The following is an 18,934-nucleotide window of genomic DNA, read 5'->3' on the forward strand; positions in this document are numbered from 1 at the left end:
CCTTGGAGCCCGATATGACCGCTAGCGCCGAAAAGTTCACTCGCCAGACACTGCTCGATGTTCAGCCACTGACGCCGAACCTCTTCAGCCTGCGGGTTACGCGCGATGCGGGGTTCCGCTTCCGTTCCGGCCAATTCGCCCGGCTAGGTGTGACCAAGGCCGATGGGAGTGTGGTGTGGCGGGCGTATTCCATGGTCAGCGCCCCCCATGACGAGCACCTGGATTTCTTTTCCATCGTGGTGCCGGGTGGCGAGTTCACCAGTGAGCTGAGCCGTTTGGGTGCAGGCGATACCTTGCTGATTGACCGCCAGGCGTTTGGTTTTCTCACCCTTGACCGCTTCGTCGGTGGTCGTGACCTGTGGCTGCTGGCTACCGGTACCGGCATTGCGCCATTTATGTCGATCCTGCAGGACTTCGAGGCCTGGGAGCGCTTCGACAGCATCAAGCTGGTGTATTCAGTGCGCGAAGCGAAGGAGCTGGCCTATGTGGATGAAATTGCCGGTCTGGAACAGCGCGATTACCTGGCCGAGTACGCGGGCAAGTTGCAGTTCATTCCGGTGGTGACCCGTGAACAACACCCAGGGGCGTTGAATCAGCGGATTACGACGTTGATCGAGAATGGCGAGCTGGAGAGGGCGGCAGGGCTTGAGCTGTCGCCGGAGCATTCCCGCGTGATGCTGTGCGGCAACCCGGAAATGATCGACGAAACCCGCAAGGTCCTCAAGGCGCGCGACCTGCAATTGAGCCTGAGCAAGCGGCCGGGGCAGGTGGCAGTCGAGAACTACTGGTAAGGCCACTGCGGCCGTCGTGGGACCCGTAGGAGCGGGTTCACCCGCGAAAGGGCCGGCCCTGCTGGCCAATCCCCACCCGCCGTTCACCGTCGCCACCACCGTATTCGCGGGTAAACCCGCGCCTACGCAGATCGGTGGTGGACACGCATCAGAGGTTGGACACAGGCCGCCGTGTAGGAGCGGGTTCACCCGCGAACACCGGCAGAGCCGGTGCCATCCCCCACAGCGCCCCCCCCAGCAATTTCAAGGCAAGCGGTTCTGGTTCTGCGTCTTGAGCAAATCGCGGATTTCGGTCAGCAGCGTCTCTTCGGCCGAAGGCACAGGCGGGGTAGTCGGCGCCACGGCTTCTTCACGTTTGAGCTTGTTGATCGCCTTCACGCCCATGAAGATGGCAAAGGCCACGATCACGAAGTCGATCACGGTCTGGATGAACTTGCCATACGCCAGCACCACCGCTGGCACGTCACCTTCGGCAGCCTTCAGGGTAATGGCCAGGTCGCTGAAGTCCACGCCACCGATCAGCAGGCCCAGTGGCGGCATGATCACGTCGCCGACGAAGGACGAGACGATCTTGCCGAAGGCCGCGCCAATAATGATACCGACCGCCATGTCGACGACATTGCCTTTGACTGCGAAAGCCTTGAACTCGTTGAGCACGCCCATGTTTGGTTCCTTGTAACAAAAGGTGAGGTTAACGCAGTGTAAGCCACTAAAACGCTTCATGCGTTGTGTTCAGGGCTACTGACTGCAGTTAGAACGAATAGTTTTGTCGCATCTCGAGGCGTTCGAGACACGTCCTGCTCGGTTATCATGGCGAATTTTCCAGGAGAACCCACCCATGGCCAAGGCCAAGCGCTTGTATGGCTGCACCGAATGCGGCGCGACCTTCCCCAAATGGGCCGGCCAGTGCGGCGAATGCGGGGCCTGGAACACCCTGGTCGAAACCATGATCGAAAGCGGCGGCGCTGCGGCCCCCAGTAGCGGCCGCGCTGGCTGGACGGGGCAACAGGCGCAGATCAAGACCCTGGCTGAAGTCAGTGTCGAGGAAATTCCGCGTTTTACGACCAGCAGCACCGAACTGGACCGCGTGCTGGGTGGCGGCCTGGTGGATGGCTCGGTGGTGCTGATCGGCGGTGACCCCGGTATCGGCAAATCGACCATTTTGCTACAGACCTTGTGCAACATCGCCGTGGGCATGCCGGCACTGTATGTCACGGGGGAGGAGTCGCAGCAGCAGGTGGCCATGCGCTCGCGGCGGCTGGGCCTACCCCAGGACCAGCTCAAGGTGATGACCGAAACCTGCATCGAGACGATCATTGCCACGGCGCGGGTCGAGAAGCCGCGGGTAATGGTGATCGACTCGATCCAGACCATTTTCACCGAGCAGTTGCAATCGGCCCCCGGCGGCGTGGCCCAGGTGCGCGAAAGCACAGCGTTGCTGGTGCGCTACGCCAAGCAAAGCGGTACGGCAATCTTCCTGGTCGGCCACGTGACCAAGGAAGGCTCGCTGGCTGGCCCTAGGGTGCTGGAGCACATGGTTGACACTGTGCTGTATTTCGAAGGTGAGTCCGATGGCCGCCTGCGCTTGCTGCGGGCGGTCAAGAACCGCTTTGGCGCGGTCAACGAGCTGGGCGTGTTCGGCATGACCGATCGTGGCCTCAAGGAGGTATCCAACCCGTCGGCGATCTTCCTCAACCGCACCCAGGAAGAGGTGCCGGGTAGCGTGGTGATGGCAACCTGGGAGGGTACCCGGCCAATGCTGGTCGAGGTGCAGGCGCTGGTCGACGACAGCCATCTGGCCAACCCGCGGCGGGTGACCTTGGGCCTGGACCAGAACCGTCTGGCCATGTTGTTGGCGGTACTCCACCGCCATGGCGGTATCCCGACCCATGACCAGGATGTGTTTCTCAACGTGGTCGGCGGGGTGAAGGTGCTGGAAACGGCGTCGGACCTGGCGCTGCTGGCGGCGGTGATGTCCAGCTTGCGTAACCGGCCACTGGCCCATGGTTTGCTGGTGTTTGGCGAGATCGGCCTGTCGGGCGAGGTACGGCCGGTGCCCAGTGGCCAGGAGCGTTTGAAGGAAGCGGCCAAGCACGGCTTCAAGCGTGCCATCGTACCCAAGGGCAATGCGCCGAAAGAAGCGCCTGCGGGGTTACAGGTGATTGCCGTTACCCGCCTGGAACAGGCGCTGGATGCATTGTTCGAATAGTGTGCAGGAGCGAGCATGCTCGCTCCTGCAATCAGTCAGTGCTCGGCAACGGCCGTTCGCCTGACCGCTTCATTGCCATGCTCGTCCAGTTCCAGCATCGGCACTTCGTTACCCTCGGCATCGAACAGCTTGCCATCTTTGAAGTAGTCCCCATCACGCAGCGCGGAAATGTCCGAGTACTGGATGGTGCGCTCATAGGCTGCAGCGAACACCGACTGGTTTTCCGAGTTGCCGGTGGTGAAATGGTTGAAGATCAGGTTCAGCAGGATGGCCATGATCGCCGCCGAGCTGATGCCGGAGTGGAAGATGGTCTCGAACCAGTTCGGGAAGTGGTGGTAGAAGGTCGGCGCGGCAATCGGGATCATGCCGAAGCCCAGCGAGGCGGCGACGATGATCAGGTTGACGTTGTTCTTGTAGCTGACCTTGGACAGGGTGCGGATACCGCTGGCTGCCACGGTGCCGAACAGCACGATACCGGCGCCGCCCAGTACCGGGGTAGGCACGGCGGCAATCACCCGGCCCATGATCGGCAGCAGGCCGAGTACCACCAGAATCACGCCGCCGGTAGCCACCACGTAGCGGCTCTTGACCCCGGTCACGGCCACCAGGCCAACGTTCTGGGCGAACGCGCTCTGGGTGAACGAACCGAAAATCGGCGCCAGGATGCTCGATGCCATGTCGGCGCGCAGGCCGTTGCCCAGGCGCTTGGAGTCCACCTTGGTGTCGATGATCTCACCTACGGCGAGGATATCGGCCGACGTTTCCACAAGGGTGACCATGATCACGATACACATCGACAGGATCGCAGCGATGTGGAACTCCGGCATGCCAAAGTGGAAAGGCGTGGGGAAGGCGAACATCGGGCCTTCGGTGACCTTGCTGAAATCGGCCATGCCCAATGCCCAGGCAATCAGCGTGCCGACCACCATGGCCAGCAGTATCGACAGGCGTGAGATGGTTGCGCTGCCAAGCTTGCTCAGCAGCAGCACGATAGCGAAGGTCAGCCCGGCCAGGCCAATGTTGGCCATGCTGCCGAACTCCGGCGAGGCGCTGTTGCCACCCATTACCCAGCGTGCGGCAACCGGCATCAAGGTCAGGCCGATGGTGGTGATGACGATACCGGTCACCAGCGGCGGGAAGAACTTGGTGATGCGCGAGAACACTGGCGTGATCAGAAAGCCGATCAGCGACGCTGCCATGACCGCGCCGAGCACCCCTGGCAGGCCACCGCCCCCCTCGCTGCTCAGGATCGCACCCATGGTCGCCACACCGGCGAACGACACGCCTTGCACGAGTGGCAACTGGCAACCGAAGAACGGCAGGCCAAGGGTCTGCAGCAGGGTGGCAAGGCCACCGGCGAACAGCGAGGCGGCGATCAGCATGCCGATTTCGGCACCATTCAGGCCCGCGGCCTGCCCCAGGATCAGGGGTACTGCGACGATCCCACCATACATGGTCAGCACATGCTGCAGACCATAGGCCAGGTTGGCACCAAGACCGAGGTTTTCATCCTCGGGTCGCTTGGCGGGAGACGTGCTAGGGGACGTAGTCATGGAGCAGGCTCTCTGTTTATTGTTGTGCCGCTACTGTAGACACTTCCTACAAATGATTGCCACAAGAATTGTATACAATATTTTGATCGGAGCGCGAACAGATGCAACTGCAGGGTGTGCGAAAACCCAATGCAGAAGGCGTACCAACCTGGCAGAGGCTGTATTAGAAGGGTGTGTACAAAGCATCGCTACCCAGGCTTAAAGCTGTCTGGGTAGACAAGAAACACCCGGCGGGAAGGCTGTTAGCTAGCTAAGAGATTTTATTATTCGATGAGTTCGCGCAGCTCACGCATCATTTCGGTGCTGTCAGCCACGTTCAATTCCACAAGACGGTGCAAATGGCTCATCGAATCGAGGTCGATGTACAGGCAGATGAAGCCAAGGCGGTCCGGTTCTTCGTGGCGCAGTTCAACCTGCATCTGCACGCGGGCATCGTTGTCCAGGTGGATGATGGCGTCGAAGTCCTGGCTCAGGTCGGCATCCCAATCTGCCGGGCGTTCGATCAGCAAGCCTTTGAGGGAAAGGTCCAGCAGTTTTGCAGGCCAGTGGTTCAACCCCTGGCGCAGCTCGGTGGGGGCATCGAAGTCGATGCGCTGAAAGCGGCGGCGTTCGTCATGATCGCTCATGGCATGGATCCTCGAATAGGTCATCAGGTGTCATCCTGACTATAGTTAGAGTTGCATGTGCATCAGGTACTGCAATCTGGCCGCAGAGGCTCTAGAACGAAGCAAGTGTGGCAATGCCGCTTGACTGGCCCTAGACTCGGTGGGCGGTCTTTCCAATCCACCAGCTGGAAGCTAACCATGAACAACAATAATAGCCTGCTACGCCATATTCCGTGGCTGGCGCTGGCAGTCATAGGCGCCTGCGCACTGGGTGTGGTTGCCCTGCGTCGCGGCGAGGCCATCAACGCCTTGTGGATCGTAGTCGCGGCAGTGGCCATCTACCTGGTCGCCTATCGTTACTACAGCCTGTTCATCGCCACCAAGGTGATGCAACTCGACCCGCGCCGTGCCACCCCGGCGGTACTCAACAACGATGGCCTGGACTACGTCCCGACCAACAAACACATTCTTTTTGGTCACCACTTCGCGGCCATCGCCGGCGCAGGCCCCTTGGTCGGGCCGGTCCTCGCCGCGCAAATGGGCTACCTGCCCGGCACGCTGTGGCTGATTGCCGGCGTGGTGCTGGCCGGTGCGGTGCAGGACTTCATGGTCCTGTTCCTGTCTACCCGCCGCAATGGGCGCTCGCTGGGCGACATGGTGCGCGAGGAAATGGGCAGAATCCCGGGCACCATCGCCCTGTTCGGCTGCTTCCTGATCATGATCATCATCCTCGCGGTGCTGGCGCTGATCGTGGTCAAGGCCCTGGCCGAAAGCCCATGGGGCATGTTCACGGTGATGGCGACCATCCCGATCGCGATGTTCATGGGCATCTACATGCGCTACATCCGTCCGGGCCGTATTGGCGAAATCTCGGTGGTTGGTGTGGTGCTGCTGCTGGCCTCGATCTGGCTGGGTGGCGTGATCGCTGCGGACCCGGTGTGGGGCCCGGCGTTCACGTTCACCGGCGTGCAGATCACCTGGATGCTGGTGGGCTACGGTTTCGTCGCTGCCGTGCTGCCGGTGTGGCTGGTGCTGGCACCGCGTGACTACCTGTCGACCTTCCTCAAGATCGGCACGATCGTTGGCCTGGCCATCGGTATCCTGATCATCGCACCCGAGCTGAAAATGCCGGCGCTGACCCAGTTCACCGACGGTACGGGCCCGGTGTGGAAGGGGACCCTGTTCCCGTTCCTGTTCATCACCATTGCCTGTGGTGCGGTGTCCGGCTTCCACGCGCTGATTTCCTCGGGGACCACGCCGAAGCTGCTGGATAACGAAACCAACGCCCGCTATATCGGCTACGGCGGCATGCTGATGGAGTCGTTCGTCGCCATCATGGCCATGGTTGCTGCCTCGGTGATCGAACCGGGCGTGTACTTCGCCATGAACAGCCCGGCTGCGGTGGTCGGTGGCGATGTCGCGTCGGTGGCGCAGACAGTCAGCAGTTGGGGCTTCCTGATTACACCTGAGCAGCTCGAAGCCGTTGCCCGTGATATCGGCGAGCACACCATCCTGGCCCGTGCCGGCGGTGCGCCAACCCTGGCGGTCGGTATCGCGCAGATCCTGCACCAGGTGTTGCCAGGTGAAAACACCATGGCCTTCTGGTACCACTTCGCGATCCTGTTCGAGGCGCTGTTCATCCTCACTGCGGTCGACGCGGGTACCCGTGCCGGGCGCTTCATGTTGCAGGACCTGCTGGGCAGCTTCGTGCCTGCACTCAAACGCACCGAATCGTGGGGGGCCAACCTGCTGGCCACCGCTGGCTGCGTGGCACTCTGGGGCTATCTGCTGTACCAGGGCGTAATCGACCCGCTGGGTGGCATCAACACCCTGTGGCCGCTGTTTGGTATCTCCAACCAGATGCTGGCCGGTATTGCCTTGATGCTCGGCACTGTGGTGCTGATCAAGATGAAGCGCCAGCGCTACATCTGGGTCACCCTGCTGCCGGCCGTATGGCTGCTGATCTGCACCACGGCTGCAGGCCTGATCAAGCTGTTCGACCCCAACCCGGCTGTCGGCTTCCTGGCCCTGGCCGAGAAGTACAGCACTGCGCTGGACGCCGGCCAGGTATTGGCCCCGGCCAAGGACATCGGGCAGATGCAGCACGTGATCTTCAACGCCTACACCAACGCGGGCCTGACGATCTTGTTCCTGCTGGTGGTCTTCAGCATCCTGTTCTTCGCCATCAAGGTCGGCTATGCCGCCTTGGGCCGCAAGGAGCGCAGCGACAAGGAAACCCCGTTCCAGGCGTTGCCTGACGCGTAATCGAGAGGACTGCAATCATGTTCAACGACTTGGGTCGACTGGGCAAATACCTGGGGCAGGCAGCCCGCCTGATGGTCGGCATGCCCGACTACGACAACTATGTCGAACACATGCAGAAAACGCATCCGGACAAGCCGGTGATGAGCTACGAGGCGTTTTTCCGCGAACGCCAGGAAGCCCGTTACGGTGGCAAGTCCGGGCCCAAGTGCTGTTGAGCCTGCGGTACGTGTAAATCTGTGGGAGCCTGGGTAACCGGCTCCCACAGTCATTTTCAGATTCAGGAGTATTTTGCGTGCAGACGCCCATTCCCGTAACCGTCCTCACGGGCTTCCTCGGTGCCGGCAAGACCACCTTGCTCAGGCACATGCTCAAGGCCGAGCATGGCCTGAAGCTCGCCGTGATCGAAAACGAATTCAGCGAGGCCGGCATCGACAGCCAACTGCTGGGTGACCAGCCGGTGCAGGTCATGACCTTGGCCAACGGTTGTGTATGCTGCAGCATCCATGGCGACCTGACCCGCGCGCTTTATCTGCTGCTTGAACGCCTGGATGCCGGGGAAATCGCCTTCGATCGCCTGGTGATCGAATGCACCGGCCTGGCCGACCCAGCGCCGGTCGCGCAAACGTTCTTCATCGACGAGGAGCTGCGTGAGCGCTACATCCTCGACGGCATCATCACCCTTGTCGATGCCGCGCATGCCGAACTGCATCTGACCCAGACCATCGCCCAGGCGCAGGTCGGCTTTGCCGATCGTCTGCTGCTGAGCAAGACCGACCTGGTCGAGCCAGCGGCCGTTGAAGCCCTGCGCGAGCGCCTGGTCCGCATCAACAGCAGGGCTGCGATCCGTGTGGTCGAACACGGCTGCATCGACCTGGCTGCACTACTGGATGTGCGAGGTTTCAACCTCAACCCCGACCTTGGGGTGAACCTGAAACCAAGGTTGCAACCCGTGCTCAAACCTGCCACCCCGGACCGCATCTCCACGATGGTGCTGCGTACCGAAGCCCCGCTGGATATCGACCGCCTCAGCAGCTTCATGAACGAGCTGCTGGAAACCCACGGCAAACAGCTGCTGCGCTACAAGGGCGTGCTGAACATTGCCGGCGAGGAGCGCAAGCTGGTGTTTCAGGGCGTGCTCAAGCTGTATGGCTTCGACTGGGACGCCGAGTGGGCCGCAGGCGAAGCGCGCGAGAGCGTGATGGTGTTCATAGCCGATGAGCTGCCCGAGGCTACGATTCGGGCTGGCTTCGAGGCAATGGCTGCGGGCTGAGCCGCTGCGGCGTCTGCCCTGCAAACCACTGCGGCCATGAGCTGCGGTGGCGGGTTTCGACCTCGATGCAGGGGATCAGGCGTTCGGTCAGCACTGCGGTTTGCTGCACTGCCTTGGCAGTGCGGTACTTGACGCTGTGAATGCACTCGCGGTCGCCGAACTCGCAGCGGTTCAGGGCGGTTCCGCCGCAAGGGCCGTTGGCCAGGCCTTTAGGGCAAGTTTCCGGGCAGATATACAAGGTGTCTTCCAGGCGGCAACGGCCGCAGGTGTCGCAACCCACCAAGGGGCGCTTCACACTGCGCTCCAGCGTGTGCAGCACGTGTGCGCCGACGCGTGTACCCCACAGAGGCTGCCGCACCGCCCAGCCAAAGGCCTTGCTCAGGCTGTTGCGCCGGCTGAACAGCAGTGAATGCATGCCATGCATCAGGTGATAGCGGGCTTTTTCCTTGAACGAGGCATCGACCCGTGACTCGCCCAGGCGCCAGCCTGCCTGGGGCGGATGAAAGATCACCGCCGGCAGGCTGGGCATGTGCCAGCTGGCGTGCCAGGCCGGTGCCCATTGCTCCAGGGACTGAACCTGGGTTTGCCAGTGCTCGATACGGGCCTCCAGCGCCAGCAGCTGTTCGAGTGCGTGAACCCCTGACAGGTGCACACCGGCGTAACCCATCAGCTTCACACCGATGATCTGCAAGGCCAGGCGGTCAACACTGCGCGCCTGGGCAAAGGCCTTGGACTGCGCCGCCTCCGCTTCGAGCATGTCGCGCATGGATGGGGTGACAGTGACGCCGGCCACGTGGTCGAGCATTGCCGCGCGCCCGTGGGTGAGGCTCATGAGGCAGGCCAGCATGGGCTTGGGTGTGGACTGGCGGCGCATCCAGTGTATGGCTTCCTGATGCTTGGCGGCATCGAAGCCCAGTTGCAAGGTGAGGAAGTCAGCCCCCGCTGCCAGCTTTTTCTCGGCCTTGAAATACTGGGCGCCGCCTTCTTCCTCGTGATACTTGAACGGGTTTAGCGCCGCACCCAGCAGCCAGTGTGGGCAGGCCTGGCGGGCAACCTGCAGGGCAGCGACCGATTCCAGGTAACGCACCGGGCGCTGGCCAGGTTCATGGCCGGGCAGGCGGTCACCAGTCAGCAGCAACAGCTGATCGAGGCCGGCGGCGTCCATGCGCTGCAGTTGGGCGAGCAGGTGGTGGCGTTCACGATCCTTGCCTGAAAAATGCGGCAGGGCAGGCACAGGCTTGCTGAACGAGGCGAGGGCGTCCAGCGGTGACATGTCCAGCGGGCTGCCGACACGATCACCGATGGCCACGGTCATAGGCCAGCCGCACAGATGCGCACGGGCCATGATCGCTTCCATGGCGGCAAAGCGTTCTGCGGAAGGCTTGGGGACGAACTCCATTACGCAAACGAATTTCTGGTCGCGCAGGGCGGTTTTCAGCAGGCTCATGTTGGCCGGGCACCAGGTGTGGTCAGGGTGGCATTGTGCGGCAGAAGACGAGCTGGGTCATGTCTGGAGGCGCAGGATGGTGATCTGAATGAGACATGGGGGCCGCAATGCAGGATCGCGATCATGAAGATTTCTTGGGTTCATCTCAAATTTAATGAGTTTGTCTCAATATCCCATCAGCCGGAGAATCCCCCTTATTCACTCAAGCATGCTGAAGGGACAAGACATGGCACTGGCACATAACCTGGGCTTTCCACACATCAGCCGTGACCGCGAGCTGCGTGCCCGCCACTGGCAGGTGCAGAAAGACGCCGGCATCGAGCTGTTGCCGGTCGGCGACTTCGCCTGGGAGAGCCACGTGCTGAGCACAGGTGACCAGCCGTTCGCTCTGAACTGGGAGCCCCTGTTCGAAGAAGTGGAACACGCCAAGGCCCTGGGCCATGCAGTCAAGCCGGTGGTGATCGGCCCCTTGACCTACCTGTGGCAGGGCCAGACCGTGGGCGGTGACTTCGACAGGCTGGAGCTGCTTGACCGCCTGCTGCCCGTGTATGACCAGCTTCTCAACCGCCTGGCCGGCCATGGCGTTGAATGGGTGCAGATCGATGAACCCATCCTCGCCCAGGCCCTGCCCCAGGACTGGAAAAATGCCTATGAACGCGTTTACAACATCCTTCAACGCGCACCGCTGAAGAAGCTGATCGCCACGTACTTCGGTGGCCTGGAAGGCAACCTCGGCCTGGCGGCCAACCTGCCGGTCGATGGCCTGCACGTCGATCTGGTCCAGGCCCCCGAGCAGTACCAGAGCATTCTCGACCGCCTACCGGCCTATAAAGTACTGTCGCTGGGCCTGGTAGATGGTCGCAACGCCTCGCCTTGCGATCTGAACAAGACCCTGGGGCTGCTGCACGAGGCCCATGAACGCCTGGGTGAGCGGCTGTGGTTGGCACCGGCCTGTTCGCTGCTGGGAAGCCCAGTGGCCCTGGCCGTGCAGAAGTGCCAGGAAGTGGCGGTGCTGGCCGCTTCGCTGGAGCAGGACCGAGTCGCGGCTTGATCGTTTGCTGCCTGTGCCGGCCTCTTCGCTGATGTGTGTTCACCACCGATCACTGTAGGAGCGGGTGTACCCGCGAATACGGTGGCGGCTGCAACGGTGAACGGCGGGTGGAAATTGACCAGCAGGCCCGGCCCTTTCGCGGGTAAACCCGCTCCTACGGCGGCCTTTGCCCAAGCACTGATCCTGTGTAGGAGCGGGTTTACCCGCGAAGAGGCCGGGCCTGCTTGAATCAATCAGCGCTCGATGGCCAGCGCAACCCCTTGTCCACCGCCAATGCACAAGGTCGCCAGGCCTTTTCCGGCATCCCGTTTGATCATCTCGTGCAGCAGGGTCACCAGCACCCTGCACCCGGAAGCACCAATCGGGTGGCCCAGGGCAATCGCCCCTCCATTGACGTTAACCCGCGCGGCATCCCATGCCAGTGCATTGCCCACGGCCAGCGCCTGGGCGGCAAAGGCTTCGTTGGCTTCGATCAGGTCCACCTCGGCCAGTTGCCAACCGGCCTTGTCCAGGCAACGCTGGGTCGCCGAAACCGGACCAATACCCATGATCGCGGGGTCTACCCCGGCACTGGCATAGGCGGCGATCTTCGCCAGCACTGGCAGGCCCAAAGCCTTGGCCTTTGCTGCGCTCATCAAAAGCACGGCGGCGGCGCCGTCGTTCAGGCTGGAGGCATTGCCTGCGGTGACGCTGCCGTCCTTCTTGAAGGCCGGGCGCAGTTTGCCCAGGGACTCGGCGGTGGTGTCCGGGCGTGGTTGCTCGTCACGGGCAAAAACCTTGGGCTCTCCCTTTTTCTGCGGTAGCACGATGGGGGTGATTTCAGCGTCGAAACGGCCGGCCTCGATCGCTGCCACTGCCTTGCGCTGCGATTCGGCAGCAAAGGCATCCTGCTGCTCACGGCTGAGGCCGTACTTGTCCACCAGGTTTTCGGCAGTGATGCCCATGTGATAGTCATTGAAGGCATCCCACAGGCCATCCGTGATCATGCTGTCGATCAGTTGGCCATGGCCCATGCGCTGGCCGGTGCGGGCCGAGGGCATCACGTAGGGGGCAAGGCTCATGTTCTCCTGGCCACCGGCAATTACCACCTCGGCATCGCCACAGCGGATCGCCTGGGTGGCCAGGTGCAGGGCCTTGAGGCCCGAGCCGCAGACCTTGTTCAGGGTCAGGGCCGGCACGCTGAAGGGCAGGCCCGCCTTGATCGCTGCCTGGCGTGCCGGGTTCTGACCGGCACCGGCAGTGAGCACTTGGCCGAGGATGACTTCGTCGACCTGCGCCGGGTCCAGCCCGGTTTGTTTCAGCAGGTGCTTGATCACGGCGGCGCCGAGGTCGACCGCAGGCACAGTGGCCAAGGCGCCCTGGAAGCTGCCGATGGCGGTACGGGTTGCGGCGACGATCACCACGTCGTTCATGTTGTTGTTCTCCGTGCAATGGGCGTAGTGCCGCCAGCATCGGTGGGTTTGGCTTATTTGTTAAGTTTGTTTTTCTTTCGGATTGATGTGAAAAGCCAATCAATGGGTGGTCGGCGTTGCAACCCGCCAATCTGGATGTCCTGCTGCTGTGACCCTCCTGCACAGACGAACTCTGGTTTTGCATCCCTTTGATCACCCCGTAATATGTGTCGGATAACCTGCGGGGGTAGTCTCACCCTCTGATCAATCGGAATCGCCCCAGGCGGCGCTTTCCTGGCATAAACCTGACGAGGTACAGACATTGGCCATCATTCATCCTAAGGTTCGCGGTTTCATCTGCACCACGACTCACCCGAAGGGCTGCGAGCTCAACGTCCGTGACCAGATCGAAGCCACCCGCAAGCTGGGCGTACGCGAGGATGGCCCGAAGAAGGTCCTGGTCATCGGTGCTTCCAGCGGCTACGGCCTGGCTGCCCGCATCACCGCGGCTTTCGGCTTCAAGGCCGACACCTTGGGCGTTTTCTTCGAAAAGCCAGGCACCGAAACCAAGGCCGGCACGGCTGGCTGGTACAACGCTGCCGCCTTCGACAAGTTCGCCAAGGCCGAGGGCCTGTACAGCAAGTCGATCAACGGTGACGCCTTCTCCGACGAAGCGCGCGCCAAGGTCATCGAGCTGATCAAGAACGAAATGGGTGGCAAGGTCGACTTGGTCATCTACTCGCTGGCGTCGCCCGTGCGCAAGTTGCCGCAGACCGGTGAAGTCATTCGCTCGGCACTCAAGCCGATCGGCCAGCCATACAAGTCGACCGCCATCGACACCAATAAAGACACCATCATCGAGGCCAGCATCGAGCCGGCCACCGAGCAGGAAATCGCCGACACCGTCACCGTCATGGGTGGCCAGGACTGGCAGCTGTGGATCGATGCGCTGGCTGGCGCCAATGTACTTGCCGAAGGCGCTCGCACCGTGGCCTTCAGCTATATCGGCAGCGATATCACCTGGCCGATCTACTGGCACGGTGCACTGGGCCAGGCCAAGCAGGACCTGGACGAAACCGCCCTGCGTCTGAACCAGAAGCTGGCCGGTGAAGTGAAAGGCGGCGCCAACGTGGCGGTGCTCAAGTCGGTGGTCACCCAGGCCAGCTCGGCCATCCCGGTGATGCCACTGTACCTGTCGATGGTCTTCAAGATCATGCAGGAGAAAGGTGTTCACGAAGGCACCCAGGACCAGCTCGACCGCATGTACCGCGACCGTATGTACCGTACCGACGGTGCGCCGGCAGAGGTCGACGAGAAGGGGCGCCTGCGCCTGGACGACTGGGAACTGCGTGACGACGTGCAGAACGCCTGCAAGGCCCTGTGGCCACAGGTGACCACCGAGAACCTGTTCGAGCTGACCGACTACGCCGGCTACAAGAAGCAGTTCCTTAACCTGTTCGGTTTCGAGCGCGCTGACGTCAACTACGACGAAGACGTGGCCACCGATGTGAAGTTCGACTGCGTCGAGCTGTAATCGGCTAAGCCTGTACCGGCCTCTTCGCGGCAAGCCCGCTCCCCTGTAGGAGCGGGTTCACCCGCGAAGAGGCCGGTACAGGCTACAAAATCTTTGCTAGTTTTGGCGCACAACGACAGGAAATGCGCCATGAGTAGCCTCACCCAACCCGCTACCCCATTTCGCCACCCCGCGGCCGACGGATACAGCCTCGGCGGCTTCTGCTGGCGCCACGCCCAACCTGACACCCAGCGCCCGCTGGTGATCATCAACGCTGCCACCTCGGTACGCTGCCGCTATTACGCCCGTTTTGCCGACTACCTGTTCGCCCACGGTTGCGATGTGCTGACCTACGACTACCGTGGCATCGGCGAATCCCGGCCGGCGTCGCTGCGTGGCTTCCAGGCCTCCTGGAGTGACTGGGGCCGGCTGGATTTCGAAGCCATGCTGGCGCATGCGGCAGGGCATTTCCCTGGTCAGCCGGTGGACGTGGTGGGGCACAGTTTCGGCGGTTGTGCTGTAGGCCTGGCGCCGTCGGCTGGGCAGATCCGTCGGGTCGTGATGGTGGGTGCGCAGTTCGCCTACTGGCGCGACTACGCGGCCAACCAGCGCTGGCAGCTGTTGGGCAAGTGGCATGTGGTCATGCCGCTGTTGACTCGGCTATTTGGCTACTTTCCCGGCAAGCGCCTGGGTTGGCTGGAAGACACGCCATCCGGCGTGGTGCATGACTGGACCACGCGTACCCCACGTTATGAGCACCGCCCCAGCGGGCGGGCGTTGGCGGCGCTACCGTTCGCCCAGGTGCGTGCGAAGACGCTGGCCATCAGTCTGACGGACGACCCTTTCGGGACCGTAGCGGCAACCGAGCGTTTGTTGGGGTATCTGCAAAGTGCCGAGCGCCAGCACCTGCGCATTGCACCTGCGGATATCTCGGTCGATGAAATTGGCCATTTCGCGTTCTTCCATGACCGGTTTCGCGAAAACCTGTGGCCGGTGGCCTTGCAGTGGTTGCGGCAGGGGAGGCTTGAAGGCGGGGCGCCTGGCACCCTCATGGATTGATGGCGGGCGCAGGATCGTGGGGCCGCAAAGCGGCCCCGGCAATATCAAGCCTTGCGCGCAAGCGGCTGCGTAGCAAACTTCACACCCGTCAGACCGTGTTTGATCAGCGCACGGATGTTGCCATGGTCGCTGCCCTCAGGTGTGGCCACCACATCACGGTAATGCTCGCCGAAGGCCAGCAGGGCTTCCTGGTCGCTCAGCCCTTCCAGCAAGGCCAGGCCCAGGGTTTTGCACGAACCTTCGTTCTGCCCTGCCGCATTCTCCACGCCGCCGTTGTTGAAGGCCTGCGGCTGGTAGCTGTAGTTGTCGGCAATGAACGCCAGGGTATCGGCAAATACATGTTGGCCGCTGGCCAGGCTTGCGCGCAGGGTATTCAGGTCAGTCACGAGGTTTTTCCTTTTTCGAACGCCGCTTGTTGCTCGGCGCTGGCTTCTTTCTGGTATTGGGCTTTCCACTCGGCGTAGGGCATGCCGTACACCGCTTCGCGAGCATCATCCAGGCTCAGGTCCAGCTGACGCTCGTCAGCGGCAGCCTTGTACCACTTGGACAGGCAGTTGCGGCAGAAACCGGACAGGTTCATCAGGTCGATGTTCTGTACATCGGTGCGCTTTTGCAGGTGTTCGACCAGGCGCCGGAACGCGGCGGCCTCGAGCTCGAGCTGTTGTTGTGGGGTCATGGTCTTCTCTCAAGTCATGCGGTTCTTCAGGTGGCGGCCACCGTTGATGACCACCTGGCTGCCGGTGCTGTACTGGCTGGCGAGCAGGTACTTGACGGCCTCGATCAGCGGGCCGGCGCCGGGTTCGAATTCCAGCAGGGCCTTTTTCAGGGTTTGCTGGCGGTAGGCTTCGTCACCCCCTTCCTTGAGGATCAGCAGCCCGGGCAGGATACCGTTCACACGCACCTTGGGCGCATATTTTTCGGCGAATGACAGCACCATGTTCTGCAGGGCAGCCTTGGTGGCGGCGTAGCCGATGTGGCTTTTACTGCCGCGCGAAGAGGTTTCGTCGCAGATGTGAATGATGTCGGCCTTTTCCACCTTGGCCAGTAGATCACCCAGGGCCAGGTTGAGGTGGTAGGGCGCTTCGACGTGCAGGCGGAACATGGTCTCGAGGTTGTCGAGGCCGTCGTCGAGCCACAGCGAGGCGTTGTGGATGATGGCGCGCAGGCCGTCGTAACGATCGTGCAGGTGATCGATCAGCGCCTGGCGGTCGCCCGCCTGGCACAGGTCGGCCTGAAACTGCACGATGTTCGGGTGGGCTGGCTGTGGCTGGATGCTGCGGCTGGCACTGACCACCGTATGGCCGGCCTGTGCCAGTTCGAGGGCCAGGGCCAGCCCGACGCGCTGGCTGGCTCCGGTAACGAGAATGGGGCTGTTCATGTTCGGGGCGGTCAACTTGTCTGTCCTTGTTGCCGCCCAGCATACCCGAACTGTTTCCCTGTTGTATGGCCTGGCCTCAGCGGCTGCGCAAGGCGCCAGCGGTGGGCGGTGAGGCCTGCAGCCAACTGGCTAGCAGGCGGGTGGACAGCGGGATGAACAGGTACACCATCACGGGCGTCAGGGCCAGGGTGCTGATCAGTACCCGGGGCACGAGGTCGAGCGCCGTCAGCCAGTGGCCGAACAGCAGGTTGAAGGCCAGCGAGACTGGGAAAAACGCCAGCCAGATGGCCACGGCCTGCTTCCAGCGTGGCGGTTTTTGCACCCTACTGGTGCCAAACCAGTCGTCGATACCGCTAACGCGCGCCTCTTTGGGGCGCTCGAACAAACCGTTGCCGCGTTGTAACCATGCCCGGCGCGAGGCGGAGTGCTCCCAGGCATGCAGGGTGGGCTCGTCGCTGAACCGGAAGATGATCTGGAATTCGTCGCCATCCCGCGGCGGGGCGAGGATGCCCGAACCGAGGTAGCCTGGGAAGTCGGTGGCCAGTTGCTCGCCTTCGTGCAGCCAGGCCAGCAGGTCTTGGTAGCGGCCATGGGCGGCGCGGCGCGACACCATGAGGGTGACGGGTGGGGTAGACATCGTGTATCTCCTGGCAACGGGGCTGGCGGGTAGCTGGCCCCTTGGCTGTGTGGCCCGGGGTGGTGGGCGACACAGGCGGGCATGCAAAAATCGGGCGCGGATTATCGCGCAGTTGCGATCTTCGGCAACGATCAGCCGGCAAACGGTTACACCATCAGACCCTGCCCCCCCACAGTCGTAGTAAGCTATTCGTTGATTTTTCGTACTCAGGGTACTCCGTGCAGATGAACGAACAGGGAGGTAAACCGGTGATCGATGCGAGTTTCGAGCAGCAGGAGCTGTTTCCGATTCGTGAAGTGTCCCGCCTGACCGGTGTCAACGCCGTGACCCTGCGCGCCTGGGAGCGCCGTTATGGTCTGATTCGGCCAATCCGTACCGACAGTGGCCACCGCCTGTATTCCCAGGCTGATATCGATGAAATCCGCCGTATCCTCGGGTGGCTGGAGCGCGGCGTGGCGGTCAGCAAGGTGGGCAGCATTCTTGCTCGCGGCCATGCCCTCTCGGAGCAGGCTGACGGTGCAGTGGACCCCTGCTTGCGCTGGCAAAACCAGATTCGCCTGGCGGTACAGCACTTCGACGTAGCGGGCCTGGATCGCCTTTATGACGAGGTGTTCGCGGCCAGCACCCTGGACCAGGTTTTCGCCGATGTGTTCATGCCGGTGTGGCATGACATGGTAGTGCGGCAAGGCGACTATGGGCAGGCCAGCGAATGGCTGTTCTATGATCAGTTCCTGCGCGGTCGGGTTTTTGCCCGCTTGCAGCTGGCCCGTGTGCCGTGTAGCCGCACCGTGCTATTGGCGCCATTGCCGGGGCAGTGCCATGAACTTGAGTTGCTGGTCACCAGCCTGATCCTGGGTAGCGACGAAATACGCGTGATCCCGTTGGCGAACGGGCAGCCGCTGCAAGAGCTCGCGCTGGTCTGCGAACGGCTGAAGCCGGACGCCCTGGTGCTGTTTTCCCACCCGTCGCCAACAGCAGAACTCACCCGGCACCTCAAGCGCCTGGCGTCGATGCTGGAATGCCCGTTGTTACTGGCCGGTGAAGCGGCGGAAGCGGTTCAGGACAGCCTGGCTGGCAGCCCTGTAGCCTGCCTGGGGGCGCAGGGCAGTGTGATGCGCCAGCGCTTGCGGCAGTTTCTGGCCCGTCAGCTCGATACTTGAGTGTGCAGCTCGGGATGGGCGAGGCGGTGGGCCTGGAGGATGTAGTCGCGCAGGCGTTCGATTTCTTCGGCTGGGCTTTGGCCGAGGTCGTAGGCAGCCAGGTCTGCGCCGATTCGCCGGCCCAACACACCGTGCAGTTCGATCGGGGTGATGCCGCCCGGGGCGAAGCGCAGCTCGAAGCGGTCGGGTGCTGCTGGCAAATCACGGACTTCCAGCAGCACGCCTTTGAAGGAAATCTCGCGCACCCACAGGCCGCTTGCCTCGTCATGGGCATCGAGCAGGGCGCTCGGCTGGTCCAGCGACAGGCGCCATGGGCGCAGCAGTGGGCCGTCTTCGTAGATTTCCGGTGAACCCAGCTGCAGGTGCAGGGCGTGGAACTCGTCCTCTACCAGTTGCAGCGGGAAACTGATCTGCTGGTTGTTGAACTGAGCCTGCAAGGTCACTTGCTCGTTAGCCACCAACCGCGTGAGCAAGCTTTGAATGCGGCGGTCGCCATTGACCAGCAGGCTCGACATGGTGTCAGCCAGGTTCAGTTGTGGCGAATGCTGCATGTTCTGTATGAAATCCAGCTCGTCCTGGGTCAGGAGCGCGTCTGCTTGCATGAT

Annotated in this window: 19 protein-coding genes; 9 read left to right on the plus strand and 10 right to left on the minus strand. The window is 62.2% G+C overall.

Going from position 1 to position 18,934, the window contains the following annotated elements:
• The first annotated feature begins 14 nt into the window (after positions 1 to 14).
• Positions 15 to 791: a ferredoxin--NADP reductase gene (locus LVS58_RS22790; RefSeq protein WP_003251619.1), complete on the plus strand. Its 777-nt coding sequence runs from the start codon at positions 15 to 17 to the stop codon at positions 789 to 791.
• 243 nt (positions 792 to 1,034) lie between these two features.
• Here the strand turns inward: LVS58_RS22790 and mscL are convergent, their stop codons facing one another.
• Positions 1,035 to 1,454 carry a large-conductance mechanosensitive channel protein MscL gene (mscL, locus tag LVS58_RS22795; protein WP_003251622.1) on the minus strand — a complete coding sequence of 140 codons (420 nt, stop codon included), beginning with the start codon at positions 1,452 to 1,454 and terminating at the stop codon, positions 1,035 to 1,037.
• 175 nt (positions 1,455 to 1,629) lie between these two features.
• On the opposite strand from mscL, the gene radA reads away from it, so the two are divergent.
• A complete protein-coding gene (gene radA, locus LVS58_RS22800; RefSeq protein WP_003251626.1) occupies positions 1,630 to 3,000 on the plus strand; it encodes a DNA repair protein RadA in 1,371 nt (456 codons plus the stop codon).
• Between the two features lie 35 nt (positions 3,001 to 3,035).
• Here the strand turns inward: radA and LVS58_RS22805 are convergent, their stop codons facing one another.
• Both LVS58_RS22805 and LVS58_RS22810 read right to left on the minus strand, forming a co-directional pair.
• Entirely contained in the window at positions 3,036 to 4,553 is a 1,518-nt protein-coding gene (locus tag LVS58_RS22805; RefSeq protein WP_233692928.1) for a nucleobase:cation symporter-2 family protein, read from the minus strand.
• Positions 4,554 to 4,816: 263 nt separating this feature from the next.
• Positions 4,817 to 5,179 (minus strand): PilZ domain-containing protein, encoded by a 363-nt coding sequence (locus LVS58_RS22810; protein WP_233692929.1) that lies wholly within the window; start codon positions 5,177 to 5,179, stop codon positions 4,817 to 4,819.
• A 177-nt stretch (positions 5,180 to 5,356) separates the two neighbouring features.
• Here LVS58_RS22810 and LVS58_RS22815 point away from each other — a divergent pair, with 177 nt between their 5' ends.
• The 3 genes from LVS58_RS22815 (at position 5,357) to yjiA (ending at position 8,693) form a co-directional block, all read left to right on the plus strand.
• The gene (locus tag LVS58_RS22815) at positions 5,357 to 7,423 is read left to right on the plus strand and encodes a carbon starvation CstA family protein (protein ID WP_233692930.1); all 2,067 of its coding nucleotides are present in this window, start codon (positions 5,357 to 5,359) and stop codon (positions 7,421 to 7,423) included.
• Between the two features lie 17 nt (positions 7,424 to 7,440).
• Entirely contained in the window at positions 7,441 to 7,638 is a 198-nt protein-coding gene (locus LVS58_RS22820) for a YbdD/YjiX family protein (protein WP_003251633.1), read from the plus strand.
• 77 nt (positions 7,639 to 7,715) lie between these two features.
• The gene (yjiA, locus tag LVS58_RS22825; RefSeq protein WP_233692931.1) at positions 7,716 to 8,693 is read left to right on the plus strand and encodes a GTPase; all 978 of its coding nucleotides are present in this window, start codon (positions 7,716 to 7,718) and stop codon (positions 8,691 to 8,693) included.
• On the opposite strand, the gene LVS58_RS22830 is transcribed toward yjiA, so the two are convergent.
• A complete protein-coding gene (locus LVS58_RS22830; RefSeq protein ID WP_233692932.1) occupies positions 8,653 to 10,140 on the minus strand; it encodes a methylenetetrahydrofolate reductase C-terminal domain-containing protein in 1,488 nt (495 codons plus the stop codon). The two genes, yjiA and LVS58_RS22830, sit on opposite strands and share 41 nt — an antisense overlap.
• A 226-nt stretch (positions 10,141 to 10,366) precedes the next feature.
• Here LVS58_RS22830 and LVS58_RS22835 point away from each other — a divergent pair, with 226 nt between their 5' ends.
• Entirely contained in the window at positions 10,367 to 11,191 is an 825-nt protein-coding gene (locus LVS58_RS22835) for a 5-methyltetrahydropteroyltriglutamate--homocysteine methyltransferase (RefSeq protein WP_233692933.1), read from the plus strand.
• Between the two features lie 233 nt (positions 11,192 to 11,424).
• On the opposite strand, the gene LVS58_RS22840 is transcribed toward LVS58_RS22835, so the two are convergent.
• On the minus strand, positions 11,425 to 12,603 hold the full coding sequence (locus LVS58_RS22840) for an acetyl-CoA C-acetyltransferase (protein ID WP_233692934.1): 1,179 nt from the start codon (positions 12,601 to 12,603) through the stop codon (positions 11,425 to 11,427).
• A 301-nt stretch (positions 12,604 to 12,904) separates the two neighbouring features.
• Here LVS58_RS22840 and fabV point away from each other — a divergent pair, with 301 nt between their 5' ends.
• Together fabV and LVS58_RS22850 are read left to right on the plus strand one after the other, a co-directional pair.
• Complete coding sequence (gene fabV / locus LVS58_RS22845) at positions 12,905 to 14,116, plus strand: enoyl-ACP reductase FabV (RefSeq protein WP_003251642.1); 1,212 nt, start codon at positions 12,905 to 12,907, stop codon at positions 14,114 to 14,116.
• Positions 14,117 to 14,245: 129 nt separating this feature from the next.
• A complete protein-coding gene (locus LVS58_RS22850; protein ID WP_233692935.1) occupies positions 14,246 to 15,154 on the plus strand; it encodes an alpha/beta hydrolase family protein in 909 nt (302 codons plus the stop codon).
• Between the two features lie 44 nt (positions 15,155 to 15,198).
• On the opposite strand, the gene LVS58_RS22855 is transcribed toward LVS58_RS22850, so the two are convergent.
• The 4 genes from LVS58_RS22855 to LVS58_RS22870 form a co-directional block, all read right to left on the minus strand.
• The gene (locus tag LVS58_RS22855) at positions 15,199 to 15,540 is read right to left on the minus strand and encodes a HopJ type III effector protein (RefSeq protein WP_233692936.1); all 342 of its coding nucleotides are present in this window, start codon (positions 15,538 to 15,540) and stop codon (positions 15,199 to 15,201) included.
• Positions 15,537 to 15,830 (minus strand): DUF1244 domain-containing protein, encoded by a 294-nt coding sequence (locus LVS58_RS22860; RefSeq protein ID WP_003251648.1) that lies wholly within the window; start codon positions 15,828 to 15,830, stop codon positions 15,537 to 15,539. Before LVS58_RS22860 ends, LVS58_RS22855 begins: the two co-directional genes overlap by 4 nt.
• A 9-nt stretch (positions 15,831 to 15,839) precedes the next feature.
• The gene (folM, locus tag LVS58_RS22865) at positions 15,840 to 16,532 is read right to left on the minus strand and encodes a dihydromonapterin reductase (protein WP_233692959.1); all 693 of its coding nucleotides are present in this window, start codon (positions 16,530 to 16,532) and stop codon (positions 15,840 to 15,842) included.
• 76 nt (positions 16,533 to 16,608) lie between these two features.
• Entirely contained in the window at positions 16,609 to 17,169 is a 561-nt protein-coding gene (locus tag LVS58_RS22870) for an antibiotic biosynthesis monooxygenase (RefSeq protein ID WP_233692937.1), read from the minus strand.
• 224 nt (positions 17,170 to 17,393) lie between these two features.
• Here LVS58_RS22870 and LVS58_RS22875 point away from each other — a divergent pair, with 224 nt between their 5' ends.
• Positions 17,394 to 18,329, plus strand: a complete 936-nt coding sequence (locus tag LVS58_RS22875) for a MerR family transcriptional regulator (protein WP_233692938.1) — start codon at positions 17,394 to 17,396, stop codon at positions 18,327 to 18,329.
• On the opposite strand, the gene LVS58_RS22880 is transcribed toward LVS58_RS22875, so the two are convergent.
• On the minus strand, positions 18,314 to 18,931 hold the full coding sequence (locus LVS58_RS22880; protein ID WP_233692939.1) for a hypothetical protein: 618 nt from the start codon (positions 18,929 to 18,931) through the stop codon (positions 18,314 to 18,316). The genes LVS58_RS22875 and LVS58_RS22880 overlap by 16 nt on opposite strands.
• Positions 18,932 to 18,934: the final 3 nt, after the last annotated feature.

This window comes from Pseudomonas sp. JR33AA, assembly GCF_021378985.1.
Taxonomy (GTDB): domain Bacteria; phylum Pseudomonadota; class Gammaproteobacteria; order Pseudomonadales; family Pseudomonadaceae; genus Aquipseudomonas; species Aquipseudomonas alloputida.